17 protein-coding genes are annotated in these 17,585 nt (G+C 66.7%); 6 read left to right on the top strand and 11 right to left on the bottom strand.

Translation table 11 applies throughout. The features are described 5' to 3' along the window. The first annotated feature begins 41 nt into the window (after window positions 1-41). Window positions 42-953, top strand: coding sequence for a LysR substrate-binding domain-containing protein (locus tag AC3FJ6_RS17695; RefSeq protein ID WP_488773054.1), 912 nt, complete (start codon window positions 42-44; stop codon window positions 951-953). 138 nt (window positions 954-1,091) lie between these two features. Then, window positions 1,092-2,456, top strand: a complete 1,365-nt coding sequence (hglS, locus tag AC3FJ6_RS17690; protein ID WP_488773053.1) for a 2-oxoadipate dioxygenase/decarboxylase HglS — start codon at window positions 1,092-1,094, stop codon at window positions 2,454-2,456. A gap of 213 nt (window positions 2,457-2,669) precedes the next feature. Here hglS and AC3FJ6_RS17685 read toward each other — a convergent pair whose 3' ends face one another. Further along, on the bottom strand, window positions 2,670-3,776 hold the full coding sequence (locus tag AC3FJ6_RS17685) for a porin (RefSeq protein ID WP_488773052.1): 1,107 nt from the start codon (window positions 3,774-3,776) through the stop codon (window positions 2,670-2,672). A gap of 239 nt (window positions 3,777-4,015) precedes the next feature. On the opposite strand from AC3FJ6_RS17685, the gene AC3FJ6_RS17680 reads away from it, so the two are divergent. Genes AC3FJ6_RS17680 through AC3FJ6_RS17670 form a run of 3 tightly spaced genes read left to right on the top strand, consistent with a single transcriptional unit; the run spans window position 4,016 to window position 5,512 of the window. After that, window positions 4,016-4,582: a PAAR domain-containing protein gene (locus AC3FJ6_RS17680; RefSeq protein WP_488773051.1), complete on the top strand. Its 567-nt coding sequence runs from the start codon at window positions 4,016-4,018 to the stop codon at window positions 4,580-4,582. Next, a complete protein-coding gene (locus tag AC3FJ6_RS17675) occupies window positions 4,579-5,178 on the top strand; it encodes a hypothetical protein (protein ID WP_488773050.1) in 600 nt (199 codons plus the stop codon). The genes AC3FJ6_RS17680 and AC3FJ6_RS17675 overlap by 4 nt, the downstream gene beginning before the upstream one ends. Beyond that, window positions 5,153-5,512 carry a hypothetical protein gene (locus tag AC3FJ6_RS17670; RefSeq protein WP_488773049.1) on the top strand — a complete coding sequence of 120 codons (360 nt, stop codon included), beginning with the start codon at window positions 5,153-5,155 and terminating at the stop codon, window positions 5,510-5,512. The genes AC3FJ6_RS17675 and AC3FJ6_RS17670 overlap by 26 nt, the downstream gene beginning before the upstream one ends. A gap of 36 nt (window positions 5,513-5,548) precedes the next feature. Here AC3FJ6_RS17670 and AC3FJ6_RS17665 read toward each other — a convergent pair whose 3' ends face one another. The 6 genes from AC3FJ6_RS17665 to AC3FJ6_RS17640 form a co-directional block, all read right to left on the bottom strand. Further along, the gene (locus AC3FJ6_RS17665) at window positions 5,549-7,636 is read right to left on the bottom strand and encodes an acetate--CoA ligase family protein (RefSeq protein ID WP_488773048.1); all 2,088 of its coding nucleotides are present in this window, start codon (window positions 7,634-7,636) and stop codon (window positions 5,549-5,551) included. Window positions 7,637-7,666: 30 nt separating this feature from the next. Beyond that, complete coding sequence (locus AC3FJ6_RS17660; protein WP_488773047.1) at window positions 7,667-8,035, bottom strand: Zn-ribbon domain-containing OB-fold protein; 369 nt, start codon at window positions 8,033-8,035, stop codon at window positions 7,667-7,669. Then, complete coding sequence (locus tag AC3FJ6_RS17655) at window positions 8,032-9,201, bottom strand: thiolase family protein (RefSeq protein WP_488773046.1); 1,170 nt, start codon at window positions 9,199-9,201, stop codon at window positions 8,032-8,034. Before AC3FJ6_RS17655 ends, AC3FJ6_RS17660 begins: the two co-directional genes overlap by 4 nt. Then, the gene (locus tag AC3FJ6_RS17650) at window positions 9,198-10,421 is read right to left on the bottom strand and encodes an ABC transporter substrate-binding protein (RefSeq protein ID WP_488773045.1); all 1,224 of its coding nucleotides are present in this window, start codon (window positions 10,419-10,421) and stop codon (window positions 9,198-9,200) included. Before AC3FJ6_RS17650 ends, AC3FJ6_RS17655 begins: the two co-directional genes overlap by 4 nt. A gap of 81 nt (window positions 10,422-10,502) precedes the next feature. Next, window positions 10,503-11,561, bottom strand: coding sequence for a cyclase family protein (locus AC3FJ6_RS17645; RefSeq protein WP_488773044.1), 1,059 nt, complete (start codon window positions 11,559-11,561; stop codon window positions 10,503-10,505). Window positions 11,562-11,564: 3 nt separating this feature from the next. Then, window positions 11,565-12,350, bottom strand: coding sequence for an IclR family transcriptional regulator (locus tag AC3FJ6_RS17640; protein ID WP_488773043.1), 786 nt, complete (start codon window positions 12,348-12,350; stop codon window positions 11,565-11,567). 304 nt (window positions 12,351-12,654) lie between these two features. Here AC3FJ6_RS17640 and AC3FJ6_RS17635 point away from each other — a divergent pair, with 304 nt between their 5' ends. Next, window positions 12,655-13,185, top strand: a complete 531-nt coding sequence (locus tag AC3FJ6_RS17635) for a riboflavin biosynthesis protein RibA (RefSeq protein ID WP_488773042.1) — start codon at window positions 12,655-12,657, stop codon at window positions 13,183-13,185. A gap of 48 nt (window positions 13,186-13,233) precedes the next feature. On the opposite strand, the gene AC3FJ6_RS17630 is transcribed toward AC3FJ6_RS17635, so the two are convergent. From AC3FJ6_RS17630 to AC3FJ6_RS17615, 4 genes are all read right to left on the bottom strand, one after another. Continuing rightward, window positions 13,234-14,391 carry an AI-2E family transporter gene (locus AC3FJ6_RS17630; RefSeq protein ID WP_488773041.1) on the bottom strand — a complete coding sequence of 386 codons (1,158 nt, stop codon included), beginning with the start codon at window positions 14,389-14,391 and terminating at the stop codon, window positions 13,234-13,236. 359 nt (window positions 14,392-14,750) lie between these two features. Beyond that, window positions 14,751-14,903 carry a hypothetical protein gene (locus AC3FJ6_RS17625; RefSeq protein ID WP_194946509.1) on the bottom strand — a complete coding sequence of 51 codons (153 nt, stop codon included), beginning with the start codon at window positions 14,901-14,903 and terminating at the stop codon, window positions 14,751-14,753. Window positions 14,904-15,115: 212 nt separating this feature from the next. Next, window positions 15,116-15,553 carry a hypothetical protein gene (locus AC3FJ6_RS17620; protein ID WP_400397530.1) on the bottom strand — a complete coding sequence of 146 codons (438 nt, stop codon included), beginning with the start codon at window positions 15,551-15,553 and terminating at the stop codon, window positions 15,116-15,118. Window positions 15,554-15,854: 301 nt separating this feature from the next. Continuing rightward, window positions 15,855-17,492 carry an MBL fold metallo-hydrolase gene (locus AC3FJ6_RS17615; RefSeq protein ID WP_488773040.1) on the bottom strand — a complete coding sequence of 546 codons (1,638 nt, stop codon included), beginning with the start codon at window positions 17,490-17,492 and terminating at the stop codon, window positions 15,855-15,857. Window positions 17,493-17,585 lie beyond the last annotated feature (93 nt).

The raw sequence follows: 17,585 nt of genomic DNA, 5'->3' as shown, positions 1-17,585 counted from the left end.
GCATCCGCCGTGTTTTTTGCTCATTGCCAGCCCCCTGAACCATGCGCCTGCCCAGCCTGATCGCACTCCAGATGCTTGAGTGCGCTGCCCGACTTGGCAGCTTCACGCGCGCCGCGGCCGAACTGAACGTCACCGAAAGCGCGATTTCCCGGCAGATCCAGGCCATGGAGGAACGGCTAGGCGTGCGTTTCTTCGAACGGGTGCGCCAGCGCGTGGTGCTGACGCCCGACGGCGACCGCTATGTGCGCGACATCCGCGCCGAACTGAAGGCCATCGAGCGCGCCACCAAGGATCTGGCGTCGCGCGCTGGCGGCATGGAGGTGCTGGAACTCGCCGTCGTGCCCACTTTCGCCACGCAATGGCTGATTCCGCGCCTGGCCGGCTTCCGGGCCGAGCATCCACGCATCGTCGTCAATATCCACGCGCGGCCCGAGCCGTTCCACTTTGCCGATTCGCTGTTCGATGCGGCCATCTATTTTGGCAACGACGCCTGGGACGGGCATCCGTCGGCCACGCTGCTGGAAGAGGGGCCGTCGATCCCGGTGTGCAGCCCGCGACTGCTGCAGGGCGCGGCCCTGCGCCAACGCGAAGACCTGCTGAGCATGCCGCTGCTGCATCTGGCCAGCCGCCCCGATGCATGGCCCGACTGGTTCGGCGGCGACGACGAGGCGATCCGGCGCCGCGCGCGCCTGGGGCCGCGCTACGACCTGTTCACGATGGTCACGGGCGCAGCGATCTGCGGGCTTGGCATCGCCGTTTTGCCAGAAATGATGGTGCGCACGGAGATCGAAAGCGGCCAGCTGGCGGCGCTGCCGTTCGCCGGGGCGCCGGCGTCCGGTCGGCACGGCGCCTATTTCCTGACCTACCGGCAGGCCAAACCCGGCGACGGCACGGATCGGGACAAGGCGGCGCTGTTTGCCGACTGGCTGCTGCGCCAGTGCGAGGGCACCTGAATTCCGATCGCCCATCCGGCCGGGCATCAAGTTAATGCGTAAAGCGCATCAAGTCGCCCGGAAATATCACTTGCCGCCCGAAAGCCGCCCGACCACACTTGGCGGCTCTTTTTGTGATCCCGTCGTCCCCGGAATAACATGTCTGCCGCTTTCACGTCCCCCAGCCAGATCCGCGCCCAGTTCTCGCGCGCCATGTCCGATATGTACCGTGCCGAGGTGCCGCAGTACGGCACGCTGATGGCGCTGGTATCCGATGTCAATGCCGAAGTGCTGGCCAGCGTCGGTGCCGTGGCCGCCGGTGCGGCCGGCCAGGAATCGCGCATCGAGGTGGAGCGCCACGGCGCCATCCGCGTGGGTACACCTGAGGAATTGGCCACGATCCGTCGCCTGTTCGCCGTGATGGGCATGTTCCCGGTGGGTTACTACGATTTGTCCGTGGCCGGCGTGCCGGTCCACTCCACGGCGTTCCGGCCGAAGGACACCGCCGGCCTGGCCGAGAACCCGTTCCGCGTCTTCACGTCGCTACTGCGCCTGGACCTGATCCAGGACGCCGCGCTGCGCGACGCCGCCGCGGCAGTGCTGGCCACGCGGTCGATCTTCACGCCGGGCTGCCTGGCACTGATCGAGCGCGCCGAGCAGCAGGGCGGCCTGGCTGCCGACGACGCCGCCCGCTTCGTGGCCGAGGCGCTGGAGACATTCCGCTGGCACGGCAAGTCCACCGTCGAAGCCGACCTGTACTGGAAGCTGCGCAAGACGCATCCGCTGATCGCGGACATCGTGTGCTTCCCCGGCCCGCACATCAACCACCTGACCCCGCGCACGCTGGACATCGATATCGTCCAGACGCAGATGCCGGCACGCGGCATCAGCCCGAAGGCCGTGGTGGAAGGCCCGCCGACGCGCCGCTGCCCGATCCTGTTGCGTCAGACCAGTTTCCTGGCCCTGAGCGAGCCGGTCACCTTCCGAGATGGCGGCGAAGCCGGCACCCATACGGCGCGCTTTGGCGAGATCGAGCAACGCGGCGTGGCGCTGACCGCCAAGGGCCGCAAGCTCTACGACGAACTGCTGAACGAAGTACGCAAGGTCATCACCCCGGCTGGCGACGGTTCGAACGCCGACGCCTATCGCAAGACGCTTGGCGACGTCTTCCGGGCGTTCCCGGACGACCACCAGTCGCTGCGCCAGCAGGGCCTGGCGTATTACCGCTACGCGGTGGGCAATGCGGCGGCCGATGGTGGCGATCTGGAAGCACTGATTGCCGCCGGCGCGCTGGTGGCTGAGCCGATCACCTACGAAGACTTCCTGCCGGTCAGCGCCGCCGGCATCTTCCAGTCGAACCTGGGCGACGAAAACCGCGACGACCTGCAGGCATCGCCCAACCGCGCGGCTTTCGAGCAGGCGCTGGGCGCGACGGTCAGCGATGAACTGGCGCTGTACGCCGCAGAGCAACAGGCGTCGCTGGACGCGGCGCTGAAGACGCTGGGGTTGGCCGCAAGCGTTTAATGCACCCTCGGTTTGCTTCCCTCTTCCGCCTGCGGGAGAGGGGAGCAAACCAGACCGCCAGCCGCCACAAAAGAAAGAGGCCCGCCAGGCAGTGACCTGTGCGGGCCCATAGAAAGACGAAGGGAAAGTCTTCGCCGTGGAGTCTGGACGCTTTACGATCCGATGAAGCTCAATCGTTGGTCAGACGTGGATCAGACGTGGATCAGACGTGGATCAGAAGCGGTGGCGCACGCCGATGATGGCGCCGAACTGGCTCTGGCCGGCACGTACCTGCTCGCTGGTGGCGGTCAGCGTGGTGGCGCTGCCGTTCAGCGACGGGCCAAAGCCCGACAGGCCCATCGACGAACCGCTGCGGTTCTGCGCGTAGGCGGTGATCGCGTAGAGGTCGGTGCGCTTGGACAGCGCATAGGTACCCGACAGCACGAAGCTGTACGGATCGCCGTTGCTGTTGCGCACGTCGGTGTAGTAGGCGGCGCCGGTCACGGCGATGGCCGGGGTCACCTGGTAGGTGGCGCCGACCCAGTACAGGTTGGTGCGCAGCGAGCTGCTGGCGAAGTCGCCGTAGTACCAGCGATAGCCGGCAAACGCGCGGCCACGGCCAAAGTTGTAGCTGGCACCGATGGTGGCGCGGCGCTCGCGGTTGTCGTCGGTGGCGACGGTGCTGCCACGCACTTCGTCATAGACCACGCGTGCCGACACCGGACCGGCATCGTAGCCACCGGCCACCGACCAGTTGCGGCCAGCCTTGTAGTCGCCCGGCACTTCGCCGCCGGCGCTGCTGTCGTAGCCGGTGCTGTAGAACAGGCCGTAGTAGAACGCGCCGGTCTGGCCGGTGAACTTCAGCGAATTGTCCGCACGGCCCGACATCCACTTGTCATGCATCAACACCGAATAGCGCGTGGCGATGGCCATCGGGTCGTAGGCCAGCGAAAAGTCGTACAGCACCGTCTGGTGACGACCCAGCGACAGCGTGCCGTACTGATTCTGCAGACCCACGAAGGCCTGCCGGCCGAACAGGCGGCCGCCCTGGTTCAGGCTGCCGGTATCCAGATCAAAACCGCTCTCCAGCGTGAAGACCGCCTTCAGGCCACCGCCCAGGTCTTCGGCGCCACGCAGGCCCCAACGCGACGTCGACAGGTTGCCGGCCGACATCCGCACCAGATTGTTGCTGCCGCCGGTAGTGGTGTTCGGGGCGTGGGTCAGGAACTCCACGCCGGCATCCACCACGCCATACAGCGTGATGCTCGATTGAGCCTGCGCCGTGGCGGGCAGGGCAGGCAGGACGGCCATGGCGGCCAGGCAGGCGAGACGGGTCTTCATGCTTCGTTATCCTTGTAGTGAGACGCGCGCACGCGCGCCTCCGTAAGGGCTCAGGCGCGATGCGGCGCCTGAAATGTAACGATTAGCGACAAAGCAAAGAAGAGCGAATCGTCTGACAGTTTGTCTTGAGATGTGAACAATCGGGGCGGGGGTTCGATGCTGTGCCCGGTTTCAGCGTTCGGCGATTGCGTGTCCATCGGGGCCTATCAAGAATGGGCGCCATTCTTGATGGAGACGACATGGCTGATATCAGGTATGCACTGCGGGACGGCGACGCCACGACAACGGGCGGCGTCCTGATCGCCGACAAACGTTTCTTCTTCACGCATCACGGCAAGACCGTCGCCTTGGAAGGCGACACGGCCACTTGCCCGGCCTGCAAGGCCCAGGGTCGCGTCTATAACGACTGCACCCCAAATTTCGATGTCATGGGAATGCGGCTCCTGGTGAGCGGCGCGCGCGTGTACTGCAAGTGCGCCGAGCCGCCCCGCGTTATCCATTCGCAGCAAGATTTTTCCATCGAGGTCGTTGATCGAGCGGTGGCTGCGCCATTCGCGGCAACTGCGGGCGCCACGGCTTCCGCACCAAGCCCCGATGTTCCGGCTTCGGCGGGTCCCATGTTCAACGAGCGATTCGTATTGCGGGATAGCCGTTCCAAGGCGCCCTTGACTCGTGTTGCGTATGCCCTGCAAAGAGCGGATGGCAGTCTTGAGTTCGGGACAACGGACGCCGAAGGCAAAACCCACATGCTGTCCGCCACCGTCGAGTCTGAACACATCACCATCTACGTGGAGGGGGAAGCATGACCGTGTTCGTAACGAATGCCGAGGGAAAACGATTTAAGCGAATTGCGACGCGTACGACAACCAGCATGAAGGATGACGCCATCAAGAACGTGGAAGTCGAGCGCGAATTCGTTGAAGTGCTAGTGCTGGATGGCGCGATTATATCGGCCGGGTCCCAATGGGGCCATGTTGCCATCGAGATCGATGGGATTGTCTACAGTCGGGTACTTAGCCAATACGAAACCGGATCGTATCGGGACTATGTCATCGGACAGACCCGGCCGCCTTGGGTAGATTTTGATGGGCACCGTCGAGGGGCGCATCGTGATGGAATCGGCTTTCTGCTCTGGGTGACCCCGGACGAAAAGGAACGCATGCGAGCCGAACTCGAAAGGCGGGTGTCGGCGGGCAAACGCTACAACCTGTTGACCAACTCGTGCAGTTCCAACGTTGCCGAAGTCCTGGCGATCGCGGGCGTGGTGTCGAAGGATCCCCGCTTCTTTGACCTCCCCGTGTCGCCGAAGGAGATGCTCAAGATGCTGGGGCGTTCCTCTCGGTTAGTGGAGACGCGCAATTACCCGAAGGGATGGCATGGCGGTGCATCTGGTAACTGGTAAGCGATTGGCGGTGGCGCTGCTGTCGGCGTTGGTCGTGTGCGGCTTTCTGATGACGTTCGGTGGATACCGGCTTCTCGACTGGAAAACATATACGGCCGTGAGACCGGTAAAGCTCTACGTCGACATGGTAGACGTTCGTCCCAGTAGCACGGACAAGCACCCCGAGCGTTTTCCGGTACTGGCGGTTCTCCCGCCAGGCACGAAATGCAGCGTTGTCCAGCAAGCCGCCAAAGACTTCCCCACATGGCGCATGCGATGCGACGGCGGCTTAAATGGTTGGATCAATCAGCCTGGGCACTTTTCTCCGATGGTGCCTGACGACGCCCTTTGGTAGCTATCCTTTGGTAGCTGGAAGCCATATCCGGACCGGCTACGCCACCTCCATCAACCCATCCACCACCAGCGCCCCCTCTGACCCGAGCATGACCGGGTTCAGATCCACAGAGCGGATCTGGCCTTGCGCCTGATGCACGAGGTTGCCGACCCTGGCGGCCACGTCGCACAGGGCGGCAACATCGAGGGCGGCCTCGCCGCGTACGCCGTCGAGCAGTGGGGCCATGCGCAGGCTGCGTATCGCGCGTTCGATGGCGGCTGGGCTGGCGGGGGCCAGCAGTACCGCCGTGTCGCGCACCACTTCTACGTACTTGCCGCCGTCGCCCACCAGCAGCACTGCGCCAAAGACCGGGTCCCAGTGGGCGCCGACCATGCATTCGCGCTGGCCGCGCGACATGCGCGCGACGATCACGCCTTCGCATGGGGCGTGCATGGCGTCGAGTGTCTGCGTTTGCTTGTGGAAGGCGTCGACAATTGCATCGCGGCTGTTGCAGTTCAGGGCCACCAGGCCGTGTTCGCTCTTGTGCGGCACAGCCGGGGAACTGGCCTTGACCGCGACCGGCGCGCCAATCCGCTGCCACGCCGCCACGGCGTCGTCGGCGCTCTGGCACAGGTAGTGCTCGACCACCGGCACGCCGGCTTCTGCCAGCCGGGCCAGGCTGGCGGCCTCGCTGAGCGTGCGGGAAGGCGTGGCGATGTTGAACGGAACGATCGGCGGCATGGCGGGCTCGCCCGCCACGTCGCGCAGCAGTTGCTGGTGGGCGGTCAGCTGATGGAAGGCGGCCAGCGCATCGGCGGCGTGCACGAACGTCGGCACGTTGGCCGCGCGGAATTGGCTGACCACCGTGTCCTGCCACGCGGCCACGGCGATCGGCTTGCCAGCCTGGTCGGCAAACCGTGCGGCATCGCGGGCAAAGCGTGGGACGTCGTAGCCCATGCCGGCCACCGGAATGTCGAGCAGGACCAGATCGGCGGAGGGGTCGGCGCCGACCACCGGCAGGACATCGCCAAACAGGCCGCTGTTGGTCAGCAGGGCAGCGGTGACGTCCACCGGATTGGCCGTGGCCGCAAAGCCGGGCAGGCGTTCGGCCAGCGCGGATTGCGTGGCGGCGGACAGCGGCGCCATCGACATGCCGAGGGTATCGGCGGTATCGGTGGCCATCACGCAGCTGGCGCCCGAGTTGCTGACGACGACCAGCCGGCGGCCGGCCGGCTGCCAGCCGCGCAGGTAGAGCGGGGCGCAGCGTGCCAGCGCGTGGGCGTCTTCGACGCGCCAGATGCCATGGCGCGCCAGAAAGGCATCGACGGCGCGGTCTTCGTTGGCCATGGCGCCGGTGTGCGATGCGGCGGCGCGGGCGCCCGCCTGCGAGCGGCCTGATTTGACGGCCACCACGGGGATGCCGCGCGCGCGGGCCACGGCAGCGGCTTCGGCCAGCATCTGCGGGTCAGTCAACGTTTCCAGATACAACAAGAGCAGGCGCACATCGGGGTCCTGCGCGACGCCCAGCGCGATTTCGCTGACGGTCACATCGGCCTGGTTGCCGGTGGCATGCACATGCCGTACGCCGATCCCCTGGTTGCGCAACAGGCCGTAGACCAGCGCCGCCGTGCCGCCGCTCTGGCTGACCACTGCCACCGGGCCATCCTGCGGCGGAATCTCGATAAACATCGTCGAAAAACTGGCGATCGTGCCATTGCCAAAGTTGGCCAGCCCCTGGCTGTTGGGGCCGACGATGCGCAGCCCGCCTTCCCGCGCGATGCGTACCATGTCGTCCTGCTGGCGCCTGCCTGCCTCGCCCGCCTCACCGAATCCCGACGCGATCACGATGGCGGCACCCACGCCCAGCCGCGCGCAGTCGGCCACGGCCTGTACGGCCGCGTCACCGGCGACCACGATCACCGCCAGTTCGGGCGCCTCGGGGAGCGCATCGAGCGACGGGTACGCGGGCAGCCCCTGCAGCGATGCGCGCTGCGGGTTGACCGGATAGATGGCGCCGGTATAGCCCATGGTCTGCATGTAGTGGATCGGGCGGCCGCCGATCTTGTGGATGTTGTCGGAGGCGCCGACGATGGCGACCGAACGGGGCGAGAGCAGGGTGGCGAGGGTGGAGAGGGCGGAGGACATTGTTTTGAGGTCTGCCGATGGCTGTTCAGATCAAATCCGGGAAAAACGCAGCAGCGGCTGCCCGGCGTGGTGGAACACCGCGGCGCGCACGCGGTCGCCAATGGCGATGCCCGGGTCGGCGTGGCCCATCACGCGCGGGCCTTCATCGAGGGTAGCCAGCACCAGCGTGTAAGGCACCAGCGGCTGGAAAGCTTCGGTGGGGGCCCGGAACACCTCGGTCACTGCGTAGACGTTGGCCTGGCCGTTGCCATCGCGCCAGGCCAGTTGCCGGCTGCCGCAGGTGCGGCAGGCATGGCGCTGCAGCGGCTGCCAGGCGCCGCAGATCTCGCAGGTCTGGTAGCGCACCACGCCAGCGGCCAGGCCTTCGGTGTAGGGGGATTGGGATGGCGGTTCGCTCATGCGGTCTCCAGGATCAGGCTCACATGCGACGACAGCACGCCGCCATCGGCATGAAACAAGGCGCGCTTCCGAGATTGCGGCAATTGCCGGGCGCCGGCCCGGCCGGCCAGCTGGCGCGCCGCTTCGGCAAGGTGCATCAATCCGCCCGCCACGCCCGAATGGCCAAATGCCAGCAGCCCGCCATGCGTGTTGAGGGGCAACGCACCATCTGTGTCGAAATCGCCGGCACGCAGCCGGGCGACGGCCTGGCCGCGCGGGGCGATGCCGATTTCCTCCAGCAGCATGACCAGCGTGATCGTGAACGAGTCGTAGATCGCCAGATAGTCGATATCGGCCAGCGCGCAGCCGGCTTCGGCCAAGGCGCGCCCGGCGGCGTCGGATGCGCCGCTGCGCATCACGTCGTCGAGCGCGCCAAGGTGCTGGTGCCGATGCGCCTGGCCGGCGCCTGCGATGCGTACTGGCGTGCCGGTGCCCGGTTCGGCCGATACCACCAGCGCCACGGCGCCGTCCGAGATCGGGCAGCAGTCCGACAGCCGCAGCGGCGACGCGATCGGCCGTGCCTGGCGGGCGGCCTGCAGCGACAGCGGATCGCGCAGGTGCGCGTCGGGGTGCCCGGCGGCATGGCGCCGCATCAGCACCGCGAAGTCAGACAGCGCATCGGCATCCAGGCCCACCTCGTGCAGGTAGCGCGAGGCCAGCAGCGCGTAGTAGGCCGGCACCGACGCGCCGTTCGGCACTTCGATCTCGGGCTCGCCCACCTGCGCCAGCGTCTGTACCGACTGATCTCGGCTCTGGCCGCTGAGGCGGTTCTCGCCAGCCACCACCAGCACGTTGCGGCAACGGCCAGCGCGCACCAGATCATGCGCCAGCATCGCCATCAGCCCGCCCGTGGCGCCGCCCCCAGCCATGCCGTGGGCATAGGCCGGCTGCAGCGACGCGAATTCGCAGAAACGGTCGGCCAGCATCAGGTGCGGCAGCGTGGTGGCGTAGCCGCACAACACGCCGTCCACCTCGGCGCGCGCCAGCCGCGCGGCATCGAGCGCGGCATCGGCGGCCTGTGCCATCAGCGTCAGCGGGGAGCTGCCGGGCAGGCGTCCGAAGCGGGTGTTGCCCGCCCCGCGCACGTAGCTGGGTATCGCCAATGCAGCCGTCGCGGCAGCGTTCATTTCCTGAGCAGCGGGCACTGCGACCTGGCCACCGGCATGAAGGCCTGGTCGCCGGGCACCGTGGCCAGCAACTTGTAGTAGTCCCACGGGTACTTCGATTCTTCGGGCTTCTTGACCTCGAACAGGTACATGTCGTGGATCATGCGGCCGTCCTCGCGGATGCGGCCGTTTTTGGCGAAAAAGTCCTGGATTGGCAGCGCCTTCATCTGCTTCATCACGGCGGCGGTCTCGTCGGTGCCGGCGGCCTGCACGGCCTTCAGATAGTGCGTGACCGACGAATAGACGCCGGCCTGGCTCATGTTCGGCATCTTCCTGACCTTGTCGAAGTACTTGCGCGACCAGGCCCGCGTGGCGTCGTTCATGTCCCAGTAGAACGCCTCGGTCAGCACCAGCCCCTGCGCCGTCTTCAGGCCGATGGCGTGGATATCGTTGATATAGAGCAGCAGGCCGGCCATCTTCTGGGTGCCGTTCTTCGTCAGCCCGAATTCCGACGCGGCCTTGATGGCATTGACGGTGTCGCCGCCCGCGTTGGCCAGGCCCACCACCTGCGCCTTGCTGGCCTGGGCCTGCAGCAGGTACGAGGCAAAGTCGCTGGTGTTGATCGGATGCCGGGCCGCACCCAGCACCTGGCCGCCGGCCTCTTGCACCACCGTCGTGGCCGATTGCTGCAGCGTGTGGCCGAACGCGTAGTCGGCCGTCAGGAAGAACCAGGTCTTGCCGCCGCGCTGCACCATCGCGCGGGCCGTGGTGTTGGCCAGCGCGTAGGTGTCATAGGCGTAGTGGACCGAAACCGGCGTGCAGAGATCGTTGGTAATGCGCTCGGTGCCCGGGCCAGAGAACACCACGATCCTGTTCTTCTGCCGGGCCACGTCCAGCACGGCCAGCGCCGGCGCCGACGCGGCCACGTCCAGGATGGCATCGACCTTGTCCTGGTCGAACCATTCGCGCGCCTTGTTGGCGGCGACGTCGGCCTTGTTCTGGTGATCCACCACCACCAGCTCCACCTTCTTGCCCAGCACCTTGCCGCCGTAGTCGTCGATGGCCATCTGGGCCGCCGTGGCGCTGCCCCGGCCCGTGACATCGGCATAGAGCCCGCTCATGTCCAGCAGCAGGCCGATCTTGACCACATCGTCGGAAATGCCGGCCTTGGGCTGGGCGTGGGCGGCTAGCGATGCCACGGCCAGCGCGGCGGCGGCGATCCGTTTCAAGGTTGATGTCATAGTCTCCTCCGTCTTGTTATGTCATTTGTTTTCTCCCCTCTCACACAATGTGGGAGAGGGGAGCCTGGTATCCGCTCCGTGCTATACGGTTGCGATCGGCGTGGTCGGCGACCCGACGGCCCCGGGCAGGCGCAGCGGCGGCGCGGTCAGCATGAAGCGGGTACGCCGATGGGCCCGCAGCCAGTCGGCCAGTTCGCGCAGGTACCAGAGTTCGCCCAGCGGCAGCCCCAGCTTGAACAGGCAGTGGTGGTGCAGCGGCAGCAGCGGATGGGCCCTGGTGTCGTCGGGCGGGGGCAACGCCGGGAAGCGTTCGACGGCGTAGTTGTCGGCGATCAGGGCGGCAATGCCGGCGTCGGTGATCCAGTTCAGCAGCCGGTTGTCGCGGCCGTTCAGGGCGGCGCAGCTGTGGTGCAGCACGGCCTCGTCGGGATTGCGCTGCATCGACAGCACCACCTCGGCAAAGCCGGTGCGCAACAGCAGCATGTCGCCGCGCTCCACTTCCACGCGGTGGGCCTCCATGGCGCGCATCAGGTCGTCGTAGCCGACATTGCGGAAGTCCGTGCCGAAGACATCGGCCAGGTCCACCACCACGCCCCGGCCCTGCATGCCCTTGACGGCGAAGTTCTCGATACCGAGCGCGTCGGCGTGGCTGGCGTGGCCGTGGCCGCAGTCGTGCGCCTCGAAGTGGTCATCGTCGGCGTAGTCCACCGGGCCCACGATATCGGCGTTGGCGCGGTAGCCGTTGTAGTAGACGCGTTCGGGCCGGCCGTCGCCGTCGGCATCGAACAGCGCGCCCACGTGCGCCAGCGAATCCCATTGCGTCGAATACTGCAGGCACAGAAGCACCTGGTCGTCGCTGATCACGTCGGTGGCGGCCGGGTTGACCTTGGCCAGCGGAAAATTCAGGTACGGGATGTCATCGCGGAAGGTGGGCCGTAGCTGCGGCGGATGCCGGCGCGGGTTGAGCTTGTTGCCGCCCGGATAGTCCAGCGGCATCGACAGGCAGAAGCTGATGCCGGCCTGGATCTCGCGGGCGCCCTTGACCACCTGTTCCGGGCCGATCAGGTTGACGCGGCCCAGTTGATCGTCGGGCCCGAAATCGCCCCAGTTTGAGCCTTCTGGACGTTGCTTCCAGCGCATGCTTCAAGCCTCCTTCGGTTGTGCCTGTGGTTGGCGGGTGGGATGGCGCCAGGTGGCGGCGATGGCGTCGGCCTCGCGGCGCAGCGCGCGCGCCAGTGCGGCCTCGCGTTCGGTAATGCGTTCGTTGAGGGCGGCAATGCTGATGGCGCCCAGTGGATAGCCGTCTGGGCCGGGCAGGGCGATGCCGATGCCGCCCATGCGCTCGACCACGACATCGAGCAGCACGGCATAGCCGCGCGCGCGCGTGGTTTCCACGTGGCGGCGCAGCATGTCGGCATCGATCCGGGGATAGCGTTTCAGCGACGGGGCGATGCACGCCAGCACCGCGTCGATCTCGTCGTCGGGCAGCGCGGCCAGCAGCGCCAGGCTGCCCGCCCCCACGCCGAGCGGGCGGCGGCTGCCGACATCGAGGTAATTGGCACGGATCGGGAATGTGCCCAGGCGCAAATCCAGGCACACGGATTCCCAGCCGCCAGGCACCGAGAGAATCGCCGAATCTTCAAATGTATGGGCCAACCGGATCAGGGCTGGGCGCGCCAGCGGCCGTATGTCGAGCCGGCGCTGCGCGGCCGCCTGCAGGGTCAGCCATTCGCGTCCCGGCGAAAACGCCTTGGTGGCCGGGTCGCGCTCGACCATGCCTTCGGCAATCAGCGTATCGAGCAGCCGCAGGGCCGACGCCTTGTCGACCTGCGCGGCGGCAGCCAGATCGGTCAGCCGGGCATTGCGGGTGTCCGACAGCGCGCGCAGCAGCCGGCAGGCCTTCTGCAGCGATGTGCTCTGGACGGTCACGTATGCGTCTCCTCCGGGTCGGGTTTTGTGTCATGAAACCTCGGTACGCGCGACAGCCGTTGATTTATAGGCGACGGGAGCGGGCGCGTCATTCTGCGATGCATCAAAATTTTGTCGGCCGAAACTCGGACATCGGCCAGTTTCGGCGTCGTCCTACAGACCCGTGCGGCCGCATGCCGACGTGGCGAAAGCGGCGCGAACGCTACGATGGAACGGGGAACACAGAAGAAATATGAGAAATCTGGAAGGGGGGGGCCATCCAGGAATCGTCCGGTCGATGCGTCCGGCACAAAGGAGCCCAGACATGACAGGCAATCTGATTTCAGGCGAGGCGGCCAATACCCGTATCGCCGCACTCTACGACACCGAGGCCGACGCCACGCAGGCGGTCGATCTGGTCTGCAACACCGCCGGATTGAGCGCGAAACAGGTCAAGCTGGTCCACCCGCACGAAGCGCACTTTGGCCGCAAGCTCGAGCCCGACGAACAGGGGATGGCGCGTACGGCCGTCCGGTCGCACCTGACGCTGGGCGCCTGCGGGCTGATCCTGGGGCTGCTGGTGGTGGCCGTGCTGTATCTGCAGCAAGTCGCGTGGGTCACGCAGAATCCGTGGCCATCGGCGGCCGCAGGGGCGTTTATCGGCGCCATGCTGGGCATGATGGGCGGCGGCCTGATCACGGCGCGGCCCGATCATCAGGCAGTCATCACCCCGGTGCGCGAGGCGGTGAAGCACGGTCGCTGGGCAGTGCTGGTAAATCCCGAGTCGCCGGAGCAATGCGACGATGCCATGCGCACGCTGCGCGGCACCCATGCCGAAGTGATGCGGTCGGTATGACGTCAGCGGCCGGCGGGCGGCCCTTGAGGGGCTCAGGCGCCTCGTCGCTTATTCGCCAAGAAATTCGGCAATGACTTCGAGGCCTTCGACGTGATCGGCGACCACCTTGGCGATGACGGCCAGCGGTATCGCCAGCAGCATGCCCCAGGTGCCCCAGAGCCACGTGAACAGCAGTAGCGACACAAAGACGGCGACCGGATTCATGCGCGCCAGGCGGCCTGTCATCCACGTGGTCATGCCGTTGCCGATCAGCGTGGCGATCACCATCGAGCCGCCCGCCGCCGCTGCCGCCACGGCCAGGGTGCCGGATTGCATGAACCCGGCCACGCCCAGGCACACGGCCACCACCAGCGAACCGAAGTAGGGCACCAGGTGCAGCACGGCCGCAACCAGCGCCCAGGTGCCGGCATTGTCGATCGACAGATACTTCAACAGCAGATAAATGCAGAAGCCCAGCGAGGCGTTGGTGACCAGGAGCATGATCATGTACCGCTGCACCTGCCGGTTGATCTCGTCCAGCATATGCACGTTGATCTTCTTCTGGCTCAATGTCTTGCCGGCCATCTTGATGAACTTGCGCTTGAACATGTCGCCCGTCAGCAGCAGGAACCACGTCAGGAACAGCACCACCACCGACTGGGCCATCAGCGCAAAGGCACTGACCCAGCCCGCCCACACCATGTTGCTGAAGTTGTCGGCGGTGCGCTCCACCACCACCGGGGCGCCCTTGGGGGCGGGAAGCTGCCCGGTGCCGCTGAGGATGGTGGCGGCGCGGCGCACCTTCTGCACCACGGAGTCGTCGCCGCTCATCAGTGCCCCCACCGAACGCGACAGCTTGCTGGCGATCTCCGGCAGGCGGTCGACGATCGACGACACCTGCCCCTGTAGCAGATAGGCACAGCTCAACGCCAGCGCCATCAGGCTCAGCAGCACCAGCGTGGCGCCGATGGCGCGAGGAATGTGACGGCGCTGAAGCAGGTCCACGAGGGGATCGAGCAGATAGGCAAGGATGATGGCCAGCACCACCGGGACGATGAACGCGGTGGCGACATGCAGCGCGTACAGCGACGCCAGCGTGGCCAGCACGATCAGCGCCGAACTGGCGCGCCCGAGTGACTGGGTCCAGCTCGGGGGCGTGTAATCGGAAGTGGTGACGGGTGCCGCCGCGGCACCTGGCATCGGCCCCGTCAGGGCTGCGTCCGGCATGGCGCTCACCGTGTCGCCAGCAGGATCGACGTCAGGTGTCAGCGCGCTGGCCTCTGGCGGCCGCGCGGACCGCAGGGCGGGAGAAGGCGGGACGGTCGACATGGGGGCACGATATGGAGGTCATTATTCTCGGAGGATAGCCCCGGGCCGCATCGCGGGGTGTCGGCGCGCGGCGGGTCGCGGTGTAGGACGGATACACGTAACGGTTGCAGCACCGGGGCGGAGGCACTGGGGCGCAGTACCGTTGCCCCAAAACAAAACGCCGGTCTTGTGGACCGGCGTTTCGGGGAAAGCAATGATTCGATGGGATTGCCCGGAGGTATTTTCGTGGGCTTGCGTGGGCTTGCGTCTGTGTTTGCCTAGCGCGGTGAATCGTCACGGGGGCCGGAAGAGGCATCCAGGAACGGTTGCTGCTTGAGCAGGGGGTCGTTCTTGACCATCCAGCGGACACCGAAAGCCAGTGCAACGATGCAGGCCAGCATATACGCAACGATCGCAGTGAGAGTCAGCATGTTTCTGTCACAGGAGGAGGTTGCGACCGCAGTTGCCACGTCGGTGATCCGGGACGATGCAGGGACAGCGCGTGGCGGGCCGGATGGGAACGGATTGTATGTGACAGCAGACGTGATTCCGGCCCCATTTCGCCTGAAATTTTCTGTATGCCGATCTAAGCGCAACTAATATCGGCAGGTTCTGCTATGTCCGAACATCGGACCCATGACGGTCAGAAATAGCACCCCATGCTGTACTGCTCGGTGCGCAGTGCCTGGGCGGCGTGGCGATAGCGGTCCGCGTAGCTCCAGTATTCGGTGTGCTGCATGGCGCGTTCGGCGGCGCGCGCCTGGTACTCCAGTGCCCGGCACTGGTTCCAGAACGCGTTCTGGCTGCGCCAATCGGCCTCGTCCTCGCGCGCGTCCCAGTTCTGGATCTGCGCGGACATGCGGGCGCGGTTCTGCAGGTACGCCTGTTCGTCCTGGCGGATCTTGGCCGTCTTGGTGACGGTGGTCACGTTGCCGCGCATCGATCCGGTGACGTTCTGGTAGCCGGCCGGACATGACCCGTTCGTGTAGAGCGTGTCACGCGGGCTCTCGCACTTGGTCACGGCCTGCGCCGCGCCCGAGGCGGCCAGGGACAGCAGGAAGGCGCATAGGAGTCTGGACATGGCGCGGCTCGCGGCGGGTTTCGATCCGATCACTGTAGGCAGTGCGAGTGAGGCCCGCCAAGGCCGTCAAGGTATCCAGATATTTCACAGGGTGTCGATGGCGTGGCGGAGTGTGCTGCGGGTAGGGGGGCGCGGTGGCAAGCTGAGACGCTGGCCCTCTCCCCCGGCCCCTCTCCCGCAAAGCGGGAGAGGGGAGAAAACCAGGGGCAAGGAGGGGTGCGCAGCGGCATGCTGGGACGCTGGTCCTCTCCCACGGCCCCTCTCTCGCAACGCGGGAGAGGGGAGACAACCGCTTCCAGTCCTAGAGCAGCTTCCAGACGCCCTCGGCCTCGCTGGCGACGCCATCGGCTTCCAGCTTGCGCAGGTGGGCCATCAGCGAGCGCAGCGCAATCGGATGCTTGGTGACAGGAACGTCGTCGTAGACGCTGGCCACCAGCGTGCCGGCGTCGGCCGGCGCCAGCGCCCGCAGGGCGTTCATCACCTTGGCTTCGCGCTGCATGCGGTGGCGGATCAGCAGCCGGATCGCGTCGTGCGGGCGCGGCATCAGGAAGCCGTGTCCCGGGGCGATCCATTCGATATCCTCGTCCAGCAACGCCTGCAGCGATGCCAGGTACGCGCGCATGTCGCCATCGGGCGGGTTGATGACCACCGTGGACCCCTGCATCACGTGGTCGCCCGTGAACAGCGTCTTTTCCTCTTCCAGCAGGAAACACAGGTGGTTCGACGCATGCCCCGGCGTGTGAATCACGCGCAGCGTGGTCTGCGGACCCAGGGCGATGCGGTCGCCGTGCGTGGGCTGATGGTCAGGCCGGAAGGTCTGGTCCTGGCGATCCACCACGTCGGTGGTGCGGCCCCAGACCGGCGCGGCGGTGGCCTCGCGCAGGCGCACCGACCCCGGCGAGTGGTCCAGGTGGGTATGCGTGACCAGAATCCATTTCACGGGCCCGGGCGCGGCGGCCATCACGGCGTCGAAGTGGGCGGCGTCATCGGGGCCGGGGTCGATCACGGCCCACTGGTTGTCAGCGCCGGCCACGAAGTAGGTGTTGGTGCCAGGCCCGGTCATCACATTGCCGTTGTTGGCCGTCACGCGCCAGACCCGTTCCGACAGCTTGACGGCGAGGCCCGGTTCCAGCGTGTAGCGTCCATGGCCTGCGCCATCCGGGTCGATGCGGGCGATCTCGGCGTAGCTGGGCTCCTCCGGCATCACGGGGCGCTGGCCCTTGGGGCCATGGGCCAGGCGCGGCATCACCAGCGCGATATTGCGCTGCTGCCGCGCGTAGTCGAAACACGCCTGTGCCGTCCCGAAATGCGCGATGGACTGCAGGATCTTGCGCGTGGCATTGACCAGCGTGAGGTTGTTGGCCGGGTCCACCACATCGGCCGGCCGCATCCAGCGGTGCTCCACGGCCTCCACGCCATCGTGGATCGCGGTCTGCCCGGCGGGCAGCACGGCCATGAAGAAGCGCGTGTCGAACCGCTTGGGCAGGCCCGGCGGCGTCAGCCAGTAGGCGCAGTAGGCCAGCTGGTCGACCGCCAGCCGCAGGCCCAGCATTTCGCACACATGGGCCAGGCCCTTGCCGCCGTAGCTGGCCGCCTCGCGCAACTGCTGGTGGACGTCGGGGCCCAGGTCGTCCAGCCGCACGATCTGCCCGCTGGCGTCGTAGGCAAACAGCAGGTTGGCTTCCTCGAACGCCTCGCGCACGGCGCACAGGTAGTAGTCCAGCCCGTTGGCCGGCACCTGCAGCCGCGCGCTGGCCGCCGCGTCGTCCAGGCCGGCGCACAACGGATGCAGCGTGGCGTCCTGGGGATCGAGCACGCCACCCGGAAATACGAAGGCGCCGGCGCTGCGGTCGTCGTCGCGCTGCGGGCGGCGCATCATCAGGATTTCCATGCCTTGGGGCCCGTCGCGCAGCACGAGCATGCTGGCGGCGAAGCGCATGGCCTTGGCGTGGAGGGCGTAGGCGGATTGGGAGGGCGTCTGATTTGGGGAGGTCGGGGCGGCGGACATGTGCGGCGGGCGAAGTCTCTTCGG

The sequence above is a fragment of the Cupriavidus sp. 94F1 genome (assembly GCF_057798875.1).
Note: the sequence above shows the minus strand (reverse complement) of the source record. Positions and strands in the feature narration are given on the sequence as shown.